Annotated in this window: 22 protein-coding genes and 1 pseudogene; 9 read left to right on the forward strand and 14 right to left on the reverse strand. The window is 59.6% G+C overall.

Annotated elements, in window-relative coordinates; genetic code table 11:
* Positions 1–74 precede the first annotated feature (74 nt).
* The 4 genes and pseudogenes from KUF55_RS11760 to sigE all read right to left on the reverse strand — a co-directional run bounded on the left by KUF55_RS11760 (position 75) and on the right by sigE (position 2,012).
* Positions 75–455, reverse strand: coding sequence for a sec-independent translocase (locus KUF55_RS11760; RefSeq protein WP_132361049.1), 381 nt, complete (start codon positions 453–455; stop codon positions 75–77).
* A gap of 45 nt (positions 456–500) precedes the next feature.
* Positions 501–1,277, reverse strand: coding sequence for a hypothetical protein (locus KUF55_RS11765; protein ID WP_255557005.1), 777 nt, complete (start codon positions 1,275–1,277; stop codon positions 501–503).
* A 57-nt stretch (positions 1,278–1,334) separates the two neighbouring features.
* Positions 1,335–1,394, reverse strand: a pseudogene (locus KUF55_RS19070) (hypothetical protein); the annotation flags it as partial.
* A gap of 3 nt (positions 1,395–1,397) precedes the next feature.
* A complete protein-coding gene (gene sigE, locus KUF55_RS11770) occupies positions 1,398–2,012 on the reverse strand; it encodes an RNA polymerase sigma factor SigE (RefSeq protein WP_218816750.1) in 615 nt (204 codons plus the stop codon).
* Positions 2,013–2,194: 182 nt separating this feature from the next.
* On the opposite strand from sigE, the gene KUF55_RS11775 reads away from it, so the two are divergent.
* Positions 2,195–2,830: an O-methyltransferase gene (locus KUF55_RS11775; RefSeq protein WP_132358476.1), complete on the forward strand. Its 636-nt coding sequence runs from the start codon at positions 2,195–2,197 to the stop codon at positions 2,828–2,830.
* 121 nt (positions 2,831–2,951) lie between these two features.
* On the opposite strand, the gene KUF55_RS11780 is transcribed toward KUF55_RS11775, so the two are convergent.
* From KUF55_RS11780 to KUF55_RS11790, 3 genes are all read right to left on the reverse strand, one after another.
* Positions 2,952–3,119, reverse strand: a complete 168-nt coding sequence (locus KUF55_RS11780; RefSeq protein ID WP_132358477.1) for a DUF3117 domain-containing protein — start codon at positions 3,117–3,119, stop codon at positions 2,952–2,954.
* A gap of 109 nt (positions 3,120–3,228) precedes the next feature.
* Positions 3,229–3,441 (reverse strand): DivIVA domain-containing protein, encoded by a 213-nt coding sequence (locus KUF55_RS18800; protein ID WP_255557006.1) that lies wholly within the window; start codon positions 3,439–3,441, stop codon positions 3,229–3,231.
* Positions 3,442–3,626: 185 nt separating this feature from the next.
* The gene (locus KUF55_RS11790) at positions 3,627–4,415 is read right to left on the reverse strand and encodes a TIGR00730 family Rossman fold protein (RefSeq protein WP_218816751.1); all 789 of its coding nucleotides are present in this window, start codon (positions 4,413–4,415) and stop codon (positions 3,627–3,629) included.
* A 123-nt stretch (positions 4,416–4,538) separates the two neighbouring features.
* Between KUF55_RS11790 and KUF55_RS11795 the strand changes: the two genes are divergently transcribed.
* From KUF55_RS11795 to KUF55_RS11810, 4 genes are all read left to right on the forward strand, one after another.
* Positions 4,539–5,315 (forward strand): ATP-binding cassette domain-containing protein, encoded by a 777-nt coding sequence (locus tag KUF55_RS11795; RefSeq protein ID WP_132358483.1) that lies wholly within the window; start codon positions 4,539–4,541, stop codon positions 5,313–5,315.
* Between the two features lie 71 nt (positions 5,316–5,386).
* On the forward strand, positions 5,387–6,211 hold the full coding sequence (locus KUF55_RS11800; protein WP_218816752.1) for a glutamate ABC transporter substrate-binding protein: 825 nt from the start codon (positions 5,387–5,389) through the stop codon (positions 6,209–6,211).
* Between the two features lie 101 nt (positions 6,212–6,312).
* Positions 6,313–6,990, forward strand: coding sequence for an amino acid ABC transporter permease (locus tag KUF55_RS11805; RefSeq protein WP_132358487.1), 678 nt, complete (start codon positions 6,313–6,315; stop codon positions 6,988–6,990).
* Positions 6,987–7,874 carry an amino acid ABC transporter permease gene (locus tag KUF55_RS11810; RefSeq protein WP_132358489.1) on the forward strand — a complete coding sequence of 296 codons (888 nt, stop codon included), beginning with the start codon at positions 6,987–6,989 and terminating at the stop codon, positions 7,872–7,874. The genes KUF55_RS11805 and KUF55_RS11810 overlap by 4 nt, the downstream gene beginning before the upstream one ends.
* Positions 7,875–8,024: 150 nt before the next feature.
* Here KUF55_RS11810 and dapE read toward each other — a convergent pair whose 3' ends face one another.
* Positions 8,025–9,158 (reverse strand): succinyl-diaminopimelate desuccinylase, encoded by a 1,134-nt coding sequence (gene dapE, locus KUF55_RS11815; protein WP_218818777.1) that lies wholly within the window; start codon positions 9,156–9,158, stop codon positions 8,025–8,027.
* A 37-nt stretch (positions 9,159–9,195) separates the two neighbouring features.
* On the opposite strand from dapE, the gene dapD reads away from it, so the two are divergent.
* Together dapD and KUF55_RS11825 are read left to right on the forward strand one after the other, a co-directional pair.
* The gene (gene dapD / locus KUF55_RS11820) at positions 9,196–10,158 is read left to right on the forward strand and encodes a 2,3,4,5-tetrahydropyridine-2,6-dicarboxylate N-succinyltransferase (protein WP_218816753.1); all 963 of its coding nucleotides are present in this window, start codon (positions 9,196–9,198) and stop codon (positions 10,156–10,158) included.
* Positions 10,148–11,059: a hypothetical protein gene (locus KUF55_RS11825; protein ID WP_255557007.1), complete on the forward strand. Its 912-nt coding sequence runs from the start codon at positions 10,148–10,150 to the stop codon at positions 11,057–11,059. The genes dapD and KUF55_RS11825 overlap by 11 nt, the downstream gene beginning before the upstream one ends.
* Before the next feature lie 28 nt (positions 11,060–11,087).
* On the opposite strand, the gene KUF55_RS11830 is transcribed toward KUF55_RS11825, so the two are convergent.
* The 4 genes from KUF55_RS11830 to fdxA form a co-directional block, all read right to left on the reverse strand.
* Complete coding sequence (locus KUF55_RS11830; protein ID WP_132358495.1) at positions 11,088–11,687, reverse strand: hypothetical protein; 600 nt, start codon at positions 11,685–11,687, stop codon at positions 11,088–11,090.
* Between the two features lie 267 nt (positions 11,688–11,954).
* The gene (locus KUF55_RS11835; protein ID WP_132358497.1) at positions 11,955–13,238 is read right to left on the reverse strand and encodes a citrate synthase; all 1,284 of its coding nucleotides are present in this window, start codon (positions 13,236–13,238) and stop codon (positions 11,955–11,957) included.
* Positions 13,239–13,342: 104 nt separating this feature from the next.
* On the reverse strand, positions 13,343–14,452 hold the full coding sequence (gene dapC, locus KUF55_RS11840) for a succinyldiaminopimelate transaminase (protein ID WP_218816754.1): 1,110 nt from the start codon (positions 14,450–14,452) through the stop codon (positions 13,343–13,345).
* Between the two features lie 11 nt (positions 14,453–14,463).
* Positions 14,464–14,787 carry a ferredoxin gene (gene fdxA, locus KUF55_RS11845; RefSeq protein ID WP_132358500.1) on the reverse strand — a complete coding sequence of 108 codons (324 nt, stop codon included), beginning with the start codon at positions 14,785–14,787 and terminating at the stop codon, positions 14,464–14,466.
* A 200-nt stretch (positions 14,788–14,987) separates the two neighbouring features.
* Here fdxA and KUF55_RS11850 point away from each other — a divergent pair, with 200 nt between their 5' ends.
* Positions 14,988–15,230 (forward strand): hypothetical protein, encoded by a 243-nt coding sequence (locus tag KUF55_RS11850; protein ID WP_218816755.1) that lies wholly within the window; start codon positions 14,988–14,990, stop codon positions 15,228–15,230.
* Positions 15,231–15,305: 75 nt separating this feature from the next.
* A complete protein-coding gene (locus tag KUF55_RS11855; protein WP_218816756.1) occupies positions 15,306–15,848 on the forward strand; it encodes a helix-turn-helix domain-containing protein in 543 nt (180 codons plus the stop codon).
* Between the two features lie 106 nt (positions 15,849–15,954).
* Here KUF55_RS11855 and KUF55_RS11860 read toward each other — a convergent pair whose 3' ends face one another.
* Both KUF55_RS11860 and typA read right to left on the reverse strand, forming a co-directional pair.
* Complete coding sequence (locus KUF55_RS11860) at positions 15,955–16,347, reverse strand: hypothetical protein (protein WP_218816757.1); 393 nt, start codon at positions 16,345–16,347, stop codon at positions 15,955–15,957.
* Positions 16,348–16,375: 28 nt separating this feature from the next.
* Positions 16,376–18,286: a translational GTPase TypA gene (gene typA / locus KUF55_RS11865; protein WP_132358508.1), complete on the reverse strand. Its 1,911-nt coding sequence runs from the start codon at positions 18,284–18,286 to the stop codon at positions 16,376–16,378.
* Between the last annotated feature and the right edge of the window lie 345 nt (positions 18,287–18,631).

Here is an 18,631-nt window from a genome sequence, read left to right on the forward strand (position 1 = left end):
GCGGCAACCCTTCTCCGGGATGCCGCCATGATTGGTTTAAAAAGGCTCTGGTGCCGCAGAACCCGTTGTGAGGCCTAGGTGGCCTCGTTGTCGAAGGGCGCCGGTTCATTCACAGCCAAGCGCGTAATCTGCTTGGTGCCCACGGCACGCTGCTGAACCGCCGCAGCGGGGGTTTCCTTAATCGCACTTACGGCATCTTCGAAGTCATCGAGCAACGCTTCCTTGATGATCTTGCGTGGGTCGTACTGCCGCGGATCAAGTTTTTTCCAGTCCAAGTCGACGATGTCATCGCCAACCTCGTCGCGCAATTTCTCCTTGGCACCGGTGGCCATGCGACGAAGCTCCTTGACGAGCCGGGCCAGCTGAGCGGCATACTCGGGAAGCTTTTCAGGTCCCAAGATTACGACGGCCAAAATGGCAAGCACCAGCAGTTCACTGCCATTAATTCCGAACAACACCCTTGAAGACTCCCTGTTTTCACACTTGGCCAGGATCTCAGCTTACTGGAAGTCCAGCACCATCAACCGCGAGAACCCCCGCAATAGACGCTGCGAATAATCCTCGGAGGACGAATCGAGGGACATAACCCGCGTATGTTCTCCCACCACTAGTCGCTGCAGGATTTTTTCCATGTCGGCCTTGGTTAGGCTCGTGGTGATCCGATACTTCACATCCTCGAGCTGAAGCGTCGCCGTTCCATCGTCATAGGTGACTGCGGCCCCCGCCTTGCCACCGAGTCGATGACCCAATTCGGTTAGCATCCCGGAGGTCGGGTCAAGGCTTGCCTTGGCGGCCTTGGCCGTGGGAATCACTGTTTTGGGTTGCTCGGTCACGCTGCGGATTTCGGAGATCTCAACGGTGTCTTGGCCATCACCAAGGAGCAGCGTCACCGTGGCTTGGCCGTTCTTCAGCGCTCCGGTGGCCGAGGTGAGGCCGAATCCTGTTGCATCGATGACGGGACAGGTCCAGCCGGCCTGGCGCAGCGCGCTGAGCGATTGGGTGTCAAGGCTCCGCTCGGACACGCTCCACGACTCTGCGGGATCACTCGTGGGGGCCAGCCGCGCGGCTGGCGCACCCAAGAGCCAGGAAAGCCCCGCGATGGTCCCCAGCAGAGCAAAGGTCAGCAGCAACACCGTGGTGGGGACGATGGCGTGGTATCGACTTTTGTCGGACCCGTTCTCGACCGGCATCGCATAGTGCGTTCCCAGAAGGGTTTGCGCGCTCAGTGGGGGTTGCTCCGAATTTCGCGAACCGTTCATGGATCGGTTCCGCGTCACTTCCAACTCCTTGCCGCACGGTTCGCAGCGGAGCACGTGTCGTTCCAGCGATCGGGTACGGAGTCGGCCCAACCGACCATCAACGTACTCACCCATCCACGCAACGTAACGATGCATATCCTAACGCACTCCCGTGATCGTCCGCCGGATCTTCGGTAGCGAAACCGTCGCTGGCGGCCGAACTGCGGGGTTGCGGTGCGCAAGCTTCTCGCGCAGCATTCCTCGACCGCGGTGAATCCGAGAGCGCACCGTTCCAAGCTTGACGTTCAAGGCCTCCGCAACTTCCTCATAAGAAAGTCCCTCGAGATCACAGAGCACCACTGCTGCACGGAATTCTGGGCTCAGAGCTTCGAGCGCAGCCTGAATATCTACATCGAGATTGTTGTATTCGAAGCTGCGCTCCGGCCCCGGTGCCGTGCCGGGAATCTTCGTCTCGGCGTCCTCGGCCAGCCCGTCAAAACGAATACGGGACTTACGTCGCGCCTGGTCCAAGAACAGGTTGGTGGTGATGCGGTGAAGCCATCCGCCGATCGTGCCGGGAACGAAAGAATCAAGCGAACGGAAGACACGTACAAAGGTTTCCTGTGCCAGATCCTCGGCATCCTGTCGGTTACCGGTCAGGCGATAGGCCAAGCGGTAGACGCGCGGTGCATGGTCCCTGACAACTTCATCCCACGTTGGCACGGTGTGCTCAAGGATGTGGTCGGGGTCCGGCGACGCGGCGGCTGAAGACAAACGAGAAACATTCACAGTGAACAGTTTGTCGCAGGAGCCTGAGGGGAAGCTGAACGCTGCCTGTGTTTGACCCACGCATGCTTCATCCCGACCGTCTCTTCTGCGCGAGGATAAGATGGTCCTACGGCTGATAACCTCGAGGTTTCCGCCGCCACCACCTTCGAAGGATTTGCCGTAAAGCCATGAACCTGGACATCTTTAGCAGCTTGACCTATTCACAAGCACAGGCGCAAGAAGATTCGGTGCTCGAACGGGCGCGTGAACGCGGACGCGAGCTAGGTGTTGAGTCGGTCGGAGCTTCTACGGCCAACCTCCTGACGGTCCTCGCGACCATCAGCGGCGCCCGTAACATGGTGGAGATCGGAACGGGTGTCGGCGTCTCGGGTACCAGTTTTCTCCGCGGCGCGGGAAAACAAGCGGCCTTAACTACCATCGACATCGATGTGGACCATTTGGCGGCGGCGCGCGAAGCATTCCGCGAGGCAGGTGTTGACGGTTCAAGGACCCGCGTGATTTCCGGTCGCGCTCAGGATGTGCTGCCGCGGCTGACCGACGGCGCCTACGACTTAGTGTTCATCGATGCCGATAAAGACCATCTAACCGAGTATGCAGCCCAGGCCATCCGGCTGGTGCGTATTGGCGGATTAATCATCATGCACGATGCCTTTGATCAGCACCGCGTTGCCAAGCCGGCCGTGCGCCGGCCCAGCACCGTGGCCACGCGCAACGCCACCCGAATGCTGCGTGAGGACGAGCGCTTCTCCACCACGTTGATCCCTACCGGGCTAGGCCTGCAATTGGCCGCACGTATCAGCTAGCCCACGGACACCTGACTCACAGGTTCACGACGTAGGGGCTTTTCGGCTTAAGCACTCATGGGGCGGGGACACGGTCGCAAATGACCATGTCCCCGCCCCATGGCGTTAAGACGCAGTAGTTCTACTCCGTTGCGCCAACCAAGCAGTCCCGCAGCTGTGCGGCTTCATCGGCATTAAGCTCAACAACCAGACGTCCGCCGCCGTCAATCGGTACACGCATGATCAGGCTACGGCCTTCCTTGGTGACTTCCATCGGACCATCCCCGGTACGTGGTTTCATCGCAGCCATTAGCGCTGTTCCTTTTCATTTGAGGTGAAGGACTTGTGGCCCCGCACCCGTGATGGGTTAATTGGCGAATCCGGAAAATCGAGATCCACTTTCAACTTGCTACTCTCTATTATTCCGAAGAATCGCTCGTGTTGCTAATCACAGCCACTTTTCCGTGTGCCGCGATGACCTCATGCAACCTGTCCAGCTCCGCCGAAAGCGCATCAAGCACCTCGTCAACTTGGTCACAGCGGTAGCCTCGAAGCCCCAGCGAAAAGCTCACCGCATCAACGTCTGCGGCCACGGGTTCGGAAGGCAGAAGCACCGGAGGCAAGCTCGCCACGGGTTCTACAAGACCGTGAATTGGACCCATCGGTTGTTCAAATCGGCGACCGTTCGGGGATCTGTGGTTACGTTTTGTTCCAATACCCAGTAAGACGGCACCACCCAAAACAAGAATGGCAATCACCAGCAACATGTAAACCAAAGTGAACTCCTTTAGTTCCCTCGAAAGGGGCTCGGTACTTTTTAATCTGCCGCGACAAAGCCATTGGGACGAGCAGAGTTCACCACAATGTCCACTGCCTCCTCGACGCTGTCGGTGAGGTGGATCAGGTCGAGGTCAGCAATGGAGATGGCTCCCTCTTCCGCCACGGTGTTGCGCAACCATTCCAGCAGCGGTGCCCAGTACGAGGTGCCCATCAGGACGATTGGGAAGCCAGTGACCTTTTCGGTCTGCACCAGGGTCAACGCCTCAAAAAGTTCATCAAGGGTCCCGTAGCCACCGGGAAGCACAATGAACCCTTGCGAGTACTTGACGAACATGGTTTTACGGGCAAAGAAGTAACGGAAGTTGATGCCAAGATCTACCCACTCATTAAGTCCAGTCTCGAAGGGCAGCTCGATTCCCAGACCGACGGAAATTCCGCCACCGGCGATGGCACCCTTGTTGGCCGCCTCCATGGCACCGGGACCCCCGCCGGTAATCACCGCGACTCCGGCGGCAGCAATCAGTTCACCGATCTTCTCCGCCTGGGCATAGCGCTCGGACCCGCGCTTCGTCCTGGCCGATCCGAAAACGCTGATCGCCGGGCCGAGGCCAGACAACGCTCCGAATCCCTCAACAAACTCGCTCTGGATCCTCAAGACCCTCCACGGGTCGGTATGCGTGAAATCTTGATCTTCTCGTGTATCGAGTAAATAGCTGTCCGACTGTTCGGTATTGGCCTGCGAATGACGCAAGACCACCGAGCCCTTTCGTCGGGCGGGGTCCGGCAGTGAATCGAAGTTCTTGGGGCTTGGGTTCTGGCGACGCATGCCAACCACTGTATCGGTTTTGCACGATCCGACTGGTCGGACCCCAAATCAATTCGGCAAAGATTTGGCATCATCCCCCAAAAAGCGGGCGTGAAGGCGATCACTTCGGCTAGTGTTCTTCACATGAGTACCGAATCCCACTCGAATAGCGCTAAGTCGGGCCTGACCCCAATCGTCAAGTTGTCCGCCGTGAACAAGCACTACGGCCCTCTGCATGTTCTCCAGAACATCAACCTCGAAGTCACCAAGGGTGAAGTCGTTGTTGTCTTGGGCCCTTCCGGCTCAGGAAAGTCGACCCTGTGCCGAACCATCAATCGTCTGGAAACCATCGACACCGGTTCCATCGAGATTGACGGCAAGGTGTTGCCCGAAGAAGGCAAGATGCTGGCAAACCTCCGCGCCGATGTCGGCATGGTGTTCCAGTCATTCAACCTCTTCGCACACAAGTCGATCTTGGAAAATGTGACTCTCGGGCCGATCAAGGTCAAGGGCATGAAAAAAGCCGAAGCAGACAAACTTGCGCTTTCCTTATTGGAACGCGTTGGCGTTGCCAATCAGAAAGACAAGCTTCCTGCCCAGCTTTCGGGAGGCCAGCAGCAGCGTGTTGCCATCGCCCGTGCACTGGCCATGCGCCCGAAGGTCATGCTTTTTGATGAACCAACCTCGGCACTGGACCCGGAAATGATCAATGAGGTCCTTGACACCATGGTCGGTCTAGCTAAGGAAGGCATGACCATGATCGTGGTAACTCACGAGATGGGCTTTGCCCGCAAGGCAGCGGACCGCGTGATCTTCATGGCAGACGGTCAAATCGTCGAAGAAGCAACACCTCAGGAATTCTTCACCAACCCGCAAAGTGCCCGCGCCAAGGACTTCCTCGGCAAACTCATCACCAACTGAGCACCTCCCAGCTTTCTCAGCTTGATGGAAGCAAATCTCACTCACACTGATGAACATAACAAGGAGAAACGATGCGTAAGTCCCGCATTTCAGCAGTAGCAGCCATGGCAGCAGTCGCGGCATTGACACTCACCGGTTGCGGTGGATCAGGCGGCGATTCTTCGTCGGACAAGATCAAGATCGGCATCAAGTTCGACCAGCCAGGTGTCGGCTACAAAGACGGCAACGACTACAAGGGGTTTGACGTTGACGTAGCCAAGTATGTCGCCAACGAGCTCGGCTACCCGGCCGACAAAATTGAGTTCATCTCGACTCCCTCGGCCAACCGCGAGATTGCCTTGCAGAACAAGCAGGTCGATATGATCTTCGCGTCCTACTCGATCACCGACAAGCGTAAGGAATCGGTCGCTTTCGCTGGCCCCTACCTCGTCGCCGGACAGGACCTGCTGGTTCCCGCCGATTCGACTATTACCGGTCCCGAGGAGCTCAATGGCAAGAACCTGTGCTCGGTCACGGGTTCAACCTCGGCACAGAAGATTAAAGACCAGTTCGCTACCGGTGTGAACCTGCAGGAGCAGGCCGGCTACGCGGAGTGCCTCGGCGGCATGGGTGGCGGCACCATTGACGCTGTAACCACCGATGACATCATTTTGGCTGGCCTGGCTGCGCAGCCGGCCAACGCGGGCAAGTTCAAGGTTGTCGGAAACACCTTCTCCGAAGAGAAGTACGGAGTTGGCCTGAACAAGGAATCCGACAAGTGCGAAGCCATCAACACCGCGATCACCAAGATGATCACCTCCGGTGAATGGAAGAAGGCCATCGAGGCCAACACCGCGGGCACCGGCTTCACCCCGAACGCCAAGACCAACCCGCCCAAGATGGACGCCTGCGCCTAACCAACGCGCCAGTCACCTAGAGTGTGTGCCTCCGTCGTTGATGGGGGCACACACCGTTCTACCGATTCGGTCCCTTCGACCGCTGAAATCGAGGCAGATTAATGGAGAACTATCTCTCCCTGTTCACCCAGTACAACATTCCGGCAGCCTTTTGGGTCAATATCCAGCTGACCTTCTGGGCGGCCATCGGTGCCACGGTGCTGGGCACCATTCTTGCGATGATGCGCATTTCACCGGTACGCAGCTTTGTGGCCTTCGGTGCCGGCTACGTGAATATCATCCGCAACACCCCGTTGACAATCATCTTGCTCTTCGGCGTTCTGGCCCTGTACAACCAGCTGGGCTTCTCGCTCGCGGCTGACTTCAACCAGAACTTCTTCAACCTGGCCGTGATGGGCCTGGCGATCTACCACGCAGCATTCGTTTGTGAGGCCATTCGCTCGGGCGTCAACACCGTACCCGTCGGCCAGGCCGAGGCAGCACGCGCCATCGGGCTGAGCTTTCTTCCCGCTGCGCGAGAAGTCATCTTGCCCCAGGCATTCCGTGGCTCGATCGTTCCCCTGGGCAATGTGCTGATCGCACTGATCAAGAACTCCACCGTCGCGGCCGTGAGTTCGGTGGCCATCGAGGCATCGTCGGTCATGAAAACGATGCTCGAATTCAATGGCAACATGATCATCCCGATCTTCGCGACCTTCGCCGCCGGGTTTGTCATCATCATCATCCCGGTGGGTCTGCTGACCACCTGGCTTTCTAAGAAATTGGCGGTGGCCCGATGAGCGCATCAGTTCTCTTTGATACTCCCGGCCCCAAGGCCAAGCAACGCATTCTGCTGATCAATATCGTGGGCATCCTACTCATCGTGGGCCTGCTCTACCTGGTGATCTCCGGTCTTGCGGCCAAGGGGCAGATGGAAGGATCCTTGTGGTCCTCGCTATTCACCTCCAATGCCTGGGTCAATTTCCTGCTACCAGGTCTGTTGAACACCCTGAAGGCCGCCGGTCTGAGCATTGTCCTTTCGGTCACGTTCGGTCTCCTTTTCGGCATGGGGTTGTTGGCCGAGGTCAAGGCCTTGCGCTGGTTCTCCACCGTCGTGGTGGAATTCTTCCGTGCAGTACCGGTGCTGTTGATGATCGTATTCTTCAACATCCTGCTCTCGCGCACCGGCGTCGTTGACGGCACCGATGCGCCGTACTGGGCAGTGGTCATTTCGCTGATGCTCTACAACGGTTCCGTCGTCGCCGAATTGGTGCGTTCCGGTGTCCGGAACTTGCCTAAGGGTCAGCGTGAAGCCGGCATTGCGATCGGCTTGACCGGCACCCAGTCCTTGCGCCTGATCGAAATTCCGCAGGCTCTGGTGGCCATGTTGCCGGCACTGATCGGCCAGTTCGTGGTGATCCTGAAGGACTCCGCACTGGGCTACATCATCGGTTTCACGGAGTTCCTGTTCTTCGCACGTACCTTCGCCTCGGCCAACGGCAACATGCTGCAGGCCCTGCTGGTTGCTGCGGCAGTGTTCATCCTGATCAACTTCGCCCTGAGCAAGTTGGCAGAATTCGTTTCACGCCGGCTGAGCAGTCGGATGCCAAACGATGTGCCGGCAGCGCCAGAAGCTGACGCTCTGCTTCCGCTGGCCGTACCCCCGGGCGACGGAACGAAGTAGGCACGAACTTCGTTCGCCGCGTTTAGCACGATATACAAGAATGCCGCCATCCCCTTCGCGGGGATGGCGGCATTCTTATGTGGTGCGCGGTTTAGTCACCGGTGACGACAACCCTGCGCCCAGGGTAACGACCCGGAGCGCGTGCGGTCTCTAGAGCTCGGCGCCGAGCCAGCGGCGCAGTGCCGCAAGGCATTCGTGGATGGCACCACGGGTGACATGTTCATTATCCGAATGGGCCAGCAAGGCATCGCCCGGGCCGAAGTTCACCGCGGGGATGCCCAAATCGGAGAAGCGGGCTACGTCTGTCCAACCATATTTGGGTTTTGGTGCCTGCCCGACGGCTGCCACAAAGGCAGCAGCGACGGGGTGCTGCAGTCCGGGACGTGCACCGCCGGCACCATCGGTGCGAATGATGTCGAACCCGGCAAACAGCTCAAATACATGGGCCTCGGCGGCGGCTACGTCTTTATCGGGCGCGAACCGGTAGTTGACCTCAACCTCACAGGCATCGGGAATCACGTTGCCAGCGATGCCGCCGTTAATGCGGACGGCATTCATCGATTCGCGGTACTCGAGTCCGTCCACGTTCACCGTCCGGGGCTGGTAAACTGCCAGGATTTGCAAAATGGGCGCCGCGGCATGAATGGCATTTTCGCCCATCCATGCACGGGCCGAGTGCGCGGCGACACCCTTGGTGCGGACCTTGTAGCGGCTTGTGCCGTTGCATCCGCCCTCCACCGTCCCGTTGGTGGGTTCCAGCAGGATCGCGAAGTCCCCAACGAGCAATTCGGGGTTATTGCGTGCCAGCCGGCCCAGCCCAGACTTCGATCCTTCTACTTCTTCGTGATCGTAGAAGATGAAGGTGATGTCACGGTTCGGTTCGCTCAATGTGGCCGCCAGCGCGAGCTGAACTGCCACGCCGCCCTTCATATCCGTGGCGCCGCGCCCATAAAGTGTTTCCCCGTCCCACGCTGAGGGGACGGTTCCACGCGAGCCCGGCGTGGTGGGAAGCGGCACGGTGTCCAGGTGCCCGGCCAAAATGACACGCTCGGCTCGACCTAACGTGGTGCGGGCCACCAGCGAATCACCGTCACGGTGCACCTGTAACGACGGGATCTTTCGCAGGGCCGACTCGATGGCATCGGCCAGGGCTCGTTCGTTGCCGGAGACCGATTCGATGTCCATCAATGTTGCGGTCAGATCGGCAACATCACCGTACAGGTCCAGATTCGTGGCCGAAGTGGTGGTGGGTGTGGTGGCGGGGCTGGGTTTGCTGTGCACAATCCCAGATTAGTACCTTGGCCCACGCTAAGATTGATTCATGACACCGGTAGACAACAAACTTGCGCACGCGCCCACCCAGGACCTCAGAATTGCTTCGGCCCACGGCTTGGCCACGTACGCCTCCGATGGATTGATCCTCGACGTGTGGTTCCCGCAACCAGCTCTCGGCATTCTTGAAGACGCGGCACAGATCGAAGGCGATCTTGCCGCAGCAGCCAGCGACGATGCTGACCGCGGCACCACCCAGGGCGTCATCTCCCTGGAAATCAACATTGATGTAGCCCCCGCAGACACCGCGGACGTGTGGCTGCGTCTGCACCTGCTCTCCCACCGCTTGGTAGAGCCGAACAACGTGAACCTCGACGGGGCCTTCGGCCTGCTGCAGAACGTGGTGTGGACCAACTTTGGTCCCTGCGCCGTGGCCGACTTCGAACGCACCCGCCTCCGGTTGCGTCACCGCGGCCCGCTGACGGTGTTCGGGGTCGACAAATTCCCGCGCATGCTCGACTACGTGGTTCCCACCGGCGTACGAGTTGCCGATGGTGGACGTGTTCGCCTCGGGGCACACCTGGCCTCCGGAACCACCGTGATGCACGAGGGTTTTGTTAACTTTAATGCCGGCACCCTGGGCGCTTCCATGGTCGAGGGCCGCATTTCGGCCTCGGTGGTAGTGGGCGACGGTTCGGATGTCGGAGGCGGCGCCTCCATCATGGGCACCCTTTCCGGTGGCGGCAAGGAAAAGATTGTCATCGGCGAACGAGTATTGCTCGGCGCCAACTCCGGCGTCGGCATTTCCATTGGCGACGATTCGGTCGTGGAGGCCGGACTCTACGTCACGGCCGGCACCCGCGTTCAGCTGGGCGACAAGGTAGTGAAGGCCGTGGAGCTCTCCGGAGTTTCCAACCTGCTCTTCCGCCGCAACTCGATCACCGGCGCCGTTGAAGCCTTGCCGCGTGCCGGCCAGCACGTCGAGCTCAACAGCGCCCTGCATGCCAACTGATGCACACCAGCGAGTCCTCACCATAGGCTCGCAACCACCCGCGGAGCAGCGTCACCGGCACCGCGGTAAGCGGCGTTGGGGCCGCACACTGGTTTCCGTCGTCCTAGCCATGGGGTTGATCGGTGGCGGGCTCTATGCTGCTGTCAACTTCATCGGCTTTGACACCACCGTGGTGCGCGAAAAATGCACCGCGGTGGTCGGATCCACCCAGCACACCCTCTCCCCCGAGCAGGCGTCCAACGCGGCGCTGATCACCGCAATTGCCACCAAACGTGGCTTGCCTGCCCGCGCCGCCAGCATCGGCATCGCCACCGCGATGCAAGAATCCAAGTTGACCAACATCGACTATGGAGACAATGCCGGGCCAGATTCACGCGGTCTGTTTCAGCAGCGTTCCAGCATGGGCTGGGGCACCGAGGAACAGATCATGAATCCGCGCTACGCCGCGAACCGGTTCTTCCAGGAGTTAGAGACGTTTGACTATACGTCGATGGAGATCACGGCCGCCGCACAGAAGGTTCAACGTTCTGCCTACCCGCTGGCCTATGCCAAGCATGAGGGGCTGGCCAAGGCCTTCGCCTCCGCGCTAACGGGCAATTCCCCTTCCACGCTTAATTGCACCCTGCGTCCCACCGAGGGTGCTGGATCGAATCCCACCGTCATAAAGGATTTGAAGGCGCAAACCGGGTTGACCGCTCGGGCACTGAATGCGGATCGAGTAGGCGTTCCGGTGAAGGGCAAACAGGGTTGGGCCATCGCCCAATGGGCAGTGGCCAACGCCGAAGCACAGCGCACCGTCTCGGTTTCCTACGCGGGGCTGGTCTGGAACCGTGCCGAGGGTCATTGGGTACCGGCGGCCACCACCGATGGTTACGTCGTGATCACCCTGGCCGGTTCCTAGCCGTAGCCACCCTGCCTGCGCTTGATCGTTAGGTCAGCATGGCGATGATGGGCTCCAGATAACTACGGAACAACGCCACATCACGCATCAAATCTTGACTGACGATGACCGTGTCGGGCTCAATAAACCACGCCCGTTGCTCGGCCAGCGGCAGCTCCACCAATTTCAGGTGAAGCGCGCCCGCCTCTTCACCCTCCAGCTCACGCTCGTCAAAGAGCTGCTGCACCAGCTCCAGCCGCACCGTCGTGGTGTTCCGGCAAAACTCCTGATACTCCCCCAACCGGCGTTGCGTCCAGGTGTAAGCATTGCCGTAGTGTGCCAGCATCAGATGCTGGAGGCTGGGCGAATCGGAGAACTCGGCGAAGTCGGGTTCCGCCTGAATGTCGATGCTCGGATGAGTGTTGGAGATGATCCGTTCCCACCAGCTTTGCCATTCTTGTCGCAGTTCTCCGGCAGACGCCTGACCACGTTCCTGAGCTGCTGCCGGTTTAACCTTGGGGCTCAGCGCCGAGAGCCCAGCCTGGCCCACCGGCTCGATGGCCGCCAAATCTCGGAAATAGAGCGCCAGCAACATTTCCTTGTGGGTGTCGGCAGACACCACCCACCCAGAACCAGAATCCTGCACCATGCGGGCACACTCGTTTCTTCGTTTCCGCTTGCTACCTTAAGGATAAGCCCGAATCGTTCCGAACGGTCCAGCTTCTTGAGGGTAAGCACTGCGGCGCCCGGCGCCGTGCTCTCCTGCGCGCGCGGGAACAACAAAGGGGGTTGGTCATCTCGTGGACACAAGGTCCATGAGATGACCAACCCCCTTGGAGTCGATCCGCTGCGCCGCATGAGTAGGCATTTCTGCCTGCTCGTGCGGCGCCCACCCACACGTCCGGGCGGCTAAGGTTTAGCGGGTCGGGAAGCTGCGCTCGGTTTCCCCAACGTAAAGCTGGCGCGGGCGGCCAATCTTCATTTCCGGGTCCTGCAGCATTTCGCGGTACTGGGCAATCCAGCCCGGCAAACGGCCAATGGCGAAGAGCACGGTGAACATCTTTTCCGGGAAGCCCATCGCCTTGTAGATCAGGCCGGTGTAGAAGTCCACGTTCGGGTAGAGCTTGCGCGAGATGAAGTAATCATCGCTCAAGGCACGCTCTTCGAGGGACATCGCGATGTCGAGCAGCTCGTCGTTGCCGCCGAGCTTGGCCAGAATGTCGTGAGCCGTCGCCTTGATGATCTTGGCGCGCGGATCGTAGTTCTTGTAAACGCGGTGTCCGAAGCCCATGAGGCGGACGCCGTCTTCCTTGTTCTTGACCTTCTCCATGAAGTCTGCCGGCTTCAGTCCATCGGACTGGATCTGGCGCAGCATCTTGAGCACTGCCTCGTTGGCGCCGCCGTGAGCGGGGCCGGAGAGGGCGTTGATGCCTGCGGAGACCGACGCGAACATGTTGGCGTTCGACGATCCCACCAGGCGCACGGTGGAGGTTGAGCAGTTCTGTTCGTGATCGGCGTGCAGGACCAGCAGCTGGTCCAGGGCCTTGACGATGACCGGGTCCATTTCGTACTGCTCTGCGGCGTTGCCGAAGCTCAGACGCATGAAGTTTTCCACGAGGTTCATGGAGTTATCCGGGTAGAGCAGGGCCTGGCCGACGGACTTCTTGTGGGCGTAGGCGGCGATGACCGGCATCTTGGCCAGCAAGCGGATGGTCGAGAGTTCGACCTGCTCTTCGTCGAAGGGATCCAGTGAGTCCTGGTACCAGGTCGACAGCGCCGTCACTGCCGAGGACAGCACCGGCATCGGGTGGGCATCACGCGGGAAGCCGCCGAAGAAGCCCTTGAGCTCTTCATGCAACAGGGTGTGGCGGCGGATCTTCTGGTCAAATTCCTCAAGCTCGGTGGCCGAGGGAAGGTTTCCGTAGATCAGCAGGTAGCTGGTCTCGAGGAAGCTGGACTTCTGGGCCAGCTGCTCGATCGGGTAACCGCGGTAGCGCAGAATCCCTGCGTCGCCGTCGATGTAGGTAATCGCAGACTTCGTTGCCGCGGTGTTCATGAAGCCGGGGTCGTACGTTACGCCGCCTGTCGCCTTCAACAGGGGTGCAATATTAAAGCCGTTGTTGCCTTCCACGGCGGGTACAACAGGGAGTTCGATGTTGTTGCCGCCGAAGCTGAGCTGAGCAGAATTATTTTCCGTCATTGTCTCTCCTAACCGGAATACAGATGAATCCGATGGTCAGTAATCAGTGTCACGCTACCGGTTAGTAGGGTCTGGGCACCAATCGGTTGGTCACTTATAAGTTTTTAGCTAGCCGCATTCAGTCGCTGGACGGCGCTGGCGATGCGTTCGTCAGTTGCCGTGAGCGCGATGCGCACAAAGTTGGCTCCGGCCTCGCCGTAGAAGGCTCCGGGGCCGGCAATGATGCCCAATTCGGCCAGTCGACCCATGGTCACCCAGCAGTCCTCGTCGGCGGTGCACCAAAGGTAGAGGCCGCCGACCGAATCTTCGATGCGCAGCCCGAAGTTCTTCAGAGCCGGAACCAGCGCATCGCGGCGGGCTCGATACAGCTCTTTTTGGTCCCTGACGTGCCCATCGTCACTCAACGCTGCAGTCATTGCCGCCTGCACCGGTGCCGGGACAATCATTCCGGCGTGCTTGCGGTTATTGACCAATGCCGGCATCAGATTCGGCGCACCGGCGATGAAGGCCGCACGGTATCCGGCGAGGTTAGATTGCTTGGACAGGGAGTACACCGCGAACAGGTCGCTGTGATCCCCTCCCGAAACCGAGTCGTGCAGGATGCTTGGCACACTCGCCTCGTGTTCGCCCCAGCCGAGCTCGGCGTAACATTCATCCGATGCCACCACGGCACCGAGCGAACGAGCGTCATCGACCAAGGCCTTGAGTTCTGCGGCGCCACGAACAATGCCGGTCGGATTACCCGGGGAATTAACCCACACGAGCTTGACGCGCGCACGATCCGCTGCCGAAAGATCCGCCAGTGAGTCTGCGGCGATCGAATCGGCGCCGGCCAACTGTGCACCAATATCGTAGGTCGGGTAGGCAACCAGTGGGCGGACCACTAAGTCACCGGCGCCAAGACCCAGCAAGAGCGGTAACCAGGCAACAAGCTCCTTGGAGCCCACGGTCGGCATGACGTCATCGATGCTCAGGCCGGTAACCTCCCGGCGGCGCTCGAACCAGGCCACGATGGCTTCGCGGACCGCTGGGGTGCCGTGGGTCGTCGGGTAACCGGGAGCATCCGCCGCATCTCGCAGGGCCCGCTTGATGATCTCTGGTGTCGGGTCAACGGGTGTGCCGATGGAAAGGTTGACCGTCCCGCCCTCGTGTGCCGCGGCACGTTCGGCATAAGGGGCGAGGGCATTCCATGGATAGTCAGGAAGCGTCAGCATCGTGTCGGCGTTCAGCTCTGGTTTTGCAGCGGAAGAACGGAAATCACCGCGTGGTCGATGCCCATGTTGCCGAGCTTGGCCGCTCCGCCGGGGGAACCCACTTCGTCGAAGAATTCAACGTTGGCCTTGTAATACTCGGCCCACTGCTCCGGTACATCGTCCTCGTAGTAAATGGCTTCCACCGGGCACACCGGCTCGCAGGCACCACAGTCAACGCATTCGTCGGGATGGATGTACAGCGAACGTTCGCCTTCGTAGATGCAATCCACGGGGCATTCTTCAATGCACGCCTTGTCTTTGACGTCGACACATGGCTGGGCGATGATGTAAGTCACAGTACCCCGGGGCCTTCCTTCACTACGGAACATGATCAGTTTGTTCATGCTGCACGCGGCTATGCATGCTTCTCGTCAGCTTAGTACGAATGCGCTTTATTTGCCGCTTTCCGGACCCGTCCAATGGCGTAATGTGTCATCACTCACGCCGGTTTTTTACTCCACGCGTCGGGTGTGTGACATCGGCCTAGAATCATGGAATGAGCACCGATATTTTCGCAACGTTAGAGATTGGAATGCGCGTGGTCCTTCGCTACCGCCTTCCGGTCGCAGAGCAGGGAAGCGCCGGCGAACAATTCTCCGACGCCTTGGGAGTACTTCTGGCCGTCAACGAGGAGCAGGTCTCTGTACAGACTCGAACGGGTCAGGTTTCCATTGAGCGTCAGAGCGTCACGCACGCCAAGGAAGTACCACCGGCGCCGCAGCGACGCAGCCGCCGCTGATCCCACACGCCGGCATCAAACGCCGAGCGATTTGAAAGTTTCAATCAGTGGGCCAATTTCCCGTATGCTGATTTCATGGCCACTGATGAAGAGGTACAGTCCCGCGCTCGGGCACTTAGCTCCCCGCTCCGTCTGCGAATCCTGCGACTTTGCTTGCATGAATCACGGACCAACAAAGAGATTGCGGATCTGCTGGACATCAACCCGGCAACGTCGCTGCACCATGTGCGCACGCTACTCGCCAACGGCTTCTTAGAGGCCGAAGAAACCCGACGCGGCAACCGCGGGGCGAAAGAAGTTCCCTACCGCAGCACGAAGTTGTCCTGGGGCACCAAACTCCCCGATGCTGCGCCCCTGCTGGTTGACACCTTCCTGCAAGAAATTGACGGACTCTCGCCACAGGAAATCAAGGTCATCCGGGTTGGGCTGAAGCTCAACGAGGAAACGCAGAAGGAAATGATGTCCCGCATACATGCCGTGATCGAAGATTACGCGATGCGCGATGCGGCTCCCGATGGGGTCGCCACCTCACTCTTTGTCGCTCATCACCTGGATTTGAGTTCCACGCCGCCGACCTCGAAGCATACCGAGAGCGCCGAGAGCGCCACCAAAGCCTGATACACAGATAGGGCGCCAGCAGAGTATTTCTGCTGGCGCCCTATCTGTGTAGTGCTATGGGTGGCGGCATTTCACCGCGTCGTCCATCAGGATCGGATCTGCAACCTCAGTCTCGTGCCGCGGATGCGGCCCGCAAGGTCTTGGAAGCTAGCAGGATCGCCACGATCACCGGAATGATCATGCCGTAGACCCACAGACCACCGGCAAGAGCCGGGCCTGGCAAGGCGCTGAAGAACTGCGTGGAAACAATCAGCTGATTGTTTTCATCAAGCGTAAACAACGCCACAATTACGTAAGTGCTCAGCCCGGCTAGCGCGCTAACCCACAGCTTGCCTCGCACCACCGCGACCCAGTAGGTCAGCGCACCGGTGAGGATCAGTGCAAGCACCGCTCCCCAGGGAATCGGTACGTCCCCCATATAGGCCATCGAGGCGTGCAGTACTGTGCCCACAACCGCGGCCAGCGCCCCGGCCGCAAATGCGGCCAAGACGCTGTACACGGTGGTGGCTACGGAGCCTGGTGCCTGATTAGTTCTTGGCTCGGGCACGGTTCGACTTGGCGCGGTCGCCGGCGTTCAGGATGAGCTTACGGATACGGATTGCCTCCGGGGTAACCTCAACGCACTCGTCTTCGCGAGCGAATTCGAGGGACTCTTCCAGAGTCAGGTTACGCGGCGGGGTCATGTTCTCGAAGGTGTCCGAGGAAGCTGCACGCATGTTGGTGAGCTGCTTTTCGCGGGTGATGTTCACGTCCATGTCATCGGCGCGTGAGTTCTCGCCCACGATCATGCCCTCGTAGACCTCTGAGGTCGGTGCCACGAAGAAGGACATGCGTTCCTGCAGCTTGATCATTGCGAACGGGGTGACAACACCGGAGCGGTCAGCCACGATCGAACCGTTGGTGCGGTATTCGATCGGACCGGCCCATGGCTCGTAGCCCTCGGCCAACGAAGCGGCAATACCTGCACCGCGGGTGTCGGTGAGGAAGCGGGTACGGAAGCCGATCAGGCCACGTGCCGGAACCATGAATTCCATGCGGCACCAGCCGGTACCGTGGTTGGCCATGTTGGTCATGCGGCCCTTACGAGCAGCCATCAGCTGAGTTACGGCGCCGAGGTATTCCTCGGGTACGTCGATGGTCATGTGCTCCATCGGCTCGTGCAGCTTACCGTCGATCTGCTTGGTAACAACCTGCGGCTTGCCGACGGTCAGTTCGAAGCCTTCACGACGCATCTGCTCAACGAGGATGGCCAGAGCCAGCTCGCCACGACCCTGTACTTCCCAAGCATCCGGACGCTCGGTCGGAAGGATGTTCAGCGAAACGTTACCGATCAGTTCCTTGTCAAGACGGTCCTTGACCTGGCGAGCGGTAACCTTGGCGCCCTTGACCTTGCCGGCCAGCGGCGAGGTGTTGATACCGATGGTCATCGAGATGGCCGGCGGGTCAACGGTGATCAGCGGCAGTGGCTTCGGGTTTTCCAGGTCGGTGAGAGTTTCACCGATCATGATGTCTTCGATACCTGCAACGGCAACGATCTCGCCCGGTCCAGCGGACTCGGCCGGAACGCGGGTCAGGCCCTTGGTGGCCAGCAGTTCGGTGATCTTTACGGTCTTGAGCTCGCCGTCCTGGCGGGCCCAGGCAACCTGCTGCCCCTTGCGCAGGGTGCCGTTGAAGATACGCAGCAGTGCCAGACGACCCAAGAACGGGGAAGCGTCAAGGTTGGTGACGTGTGCCTGAAGGACTTCGCCCTCGGTGTAGGTCGGTGCCGGAACGTGCTTGATGATGGTCTCGAACAGCGGCTCGAGGTCCTCGTTGTCCGGCATGGTGCCGTCGGCAGGCTGGTTCACCGAGGCGAAACCGGCCTTGCCCGAAGCGAAGACGATCGGAACGTTCAGAACCTTGTCCAGGTCCAAGTCCGGAGCTTCATCGGCGAGGTCCGAGGCCAGGCCCAGGAGCAGGTCCATGGAGTCGGAGATGACGCCATCGATGCGAGCATCGGCACGGTCGGTCTTGTTGACCACGATGATGACGGGCAGGTTGGCTACAAGTGCCTTACGCAGCACGAAGCGAGTCTGCGGCAGCGGACCCTCGGAAGCATCAACCAACAGAACAACGCCGTCAACCATGGACAGGCCACGCTCGACCTCGCCACCGAAGTCAGCGTGACCCGGGGTGTCAATGATGTTCATGGTCATCTTGTGACCCTTGGCAGCCGGACCTTCGTAGAACACGGTGGTGTTCTTGGCCAGGATGGTAATGCCCTTTTCGCGTTCCAGCTCGCCAGAGTCCATCACGCGGTCTTCGGTTTCACCGTGGCTGTCGAATGCACCGGTCTGCTGGAGCATTGCGTTAACCAAGGTGGTCTTGCCGTGGTCAACGTGCGCAACGATGGCTACGTTGCGCAGGTCTTCACGAGCGGTGATGGTGGTATCTGACATGCGAAAAGGCTCACTTCTTCTAGAGAATTTTGGGTCTCGGGGTTCGGGGCCACGACTGACCCAAAACACTATTCTAGTACGTCTGGAAAAACTGACGGAAATCGTGCCGAATCTCACCCGAGGTTGGGACCATCTTTTGGTCGCCCAGATCACCGCCTTGCCGGCGGATGACGCACCCTACCCCTTGAATTTACGCGGAATTCTTTCCCAATGCTAGAGCTGAACATCACACGTGTCAGATCCCTCGAATTCATCGCGGCGAACTGCGCCAACAGGCGAAATGCACCCATTTTGTGTCAGCGACGACTCCATCGGGCCGCGTCGTGACACTGCGATAGCATCTCA

Source organism: Paeniglutamicibacter sp. Y32M11 (assembly GCF_019285735.1).
Taxonomy (GTDB): Bacteria; Actinomycetota; Actinomycetes; order Actinomycetales; family Micrococcaceae; genus Paeniglutamicibacter.

Coding starts and splice junctions, on each gene's coding strand:
- KUF55_RS11775 (WP_132358476.1), top strand. CDS start 2,195: ATGAACCTGGACATCTTTAGCAGCTTGACCTATTCACAAGCACAGGCG.
- KUF55_RS11780 (WP_132358477.1), bottom strand. CDS start 3,119: ATGGCTGCGATGAAACCACGTACCGGGGATGGTCCGATGGAAGTCACC.
- KUF55_RS11790 (WP_218816751.1), bottom strand. CDS start 4,415: ATGCGTCGCCAGAACCCAAGCCCCAAGAACTTCGATTCACTGCCGGAC.
- KUF55_RS11795 (WP_132358483.1), top strand. CDS start 4,539: ATGAGTACCGAATCCCACTCGAATAGCGCTAAGTCGGGCCTGACCCCA.
- KUF55_RS11800 (WP_218816752.1), top strand. CDS start 5,387: ATGCGTAAGTCCCGCATTTCAGCAGTAGCAGCCATGGCAGCAGTCGCG.
- KUF55_RS11805 (WP_132358487.1), top strand. CDS start 6,313: ATGGAGAACTATCTCTCCCTGTTCACCCAGTACAACATTCCGGCAGCC.
- KUF55_RS11810 (WP_132358489.1), top strand. CDS start 6,987: ATGAGCGCATCAGTTCTCTTTGATACTCCCGGCCCCAAGGCCAAGCAA.
- dapD (WP_218816753.1), top strand. CDS start 9,196: ATGACACCGGTAGACAACAAACTTGCGCACGCGCCCACCCAGGACCTC.
- KUF55_RS11825 (WP_255557007.1), top strand. CDS start 10,148: ATGCCAACTGATGCACACCAGCGAGTCCTCACCATAGGCTCGCAACCA.
- KUF55_RS11830 (WP_132358495.1), bottom strand. CDS start 11,687: ATGGTGCAGGATTCTGGTTCTGGGTGGGTGGTGTCTGCCGACACCCAC.
- KUF55_RS11835 (WP_132358497.1), bottom strand. CDS start 13,238: ATGACGGAAAATAATTCTGCTCAGCTCAGCTTCGGCGGCAACAACATC.
- dapC (WP_218816754.1), bottom strand. CDS start 14,452: ATGCTGACGCTTCCTGACTATCCATGGAATGCCCTCGCCCCTTATGCC.
- KUF55_RS11850 (WP_218816755.1), top strand. CDS start 14,988: ATGAGCACCGATATTTTCGCAACGTTAGAGATTGGAATGCGCGTGGTC.
- KUF55_RS11855 (WP_218816756.1), top strand. CDS start 15,306: ATGGCCACTGATGAAGAGGTACAGTCCCGCGCTCGGGCACTTAGCTCC.
- typA (WP_132358508.1), bottom strand. CDS start 18,286: ATGTCAGATACCACCATCACCGCTCGTGAAGACCTGCGCAACGTAGCC.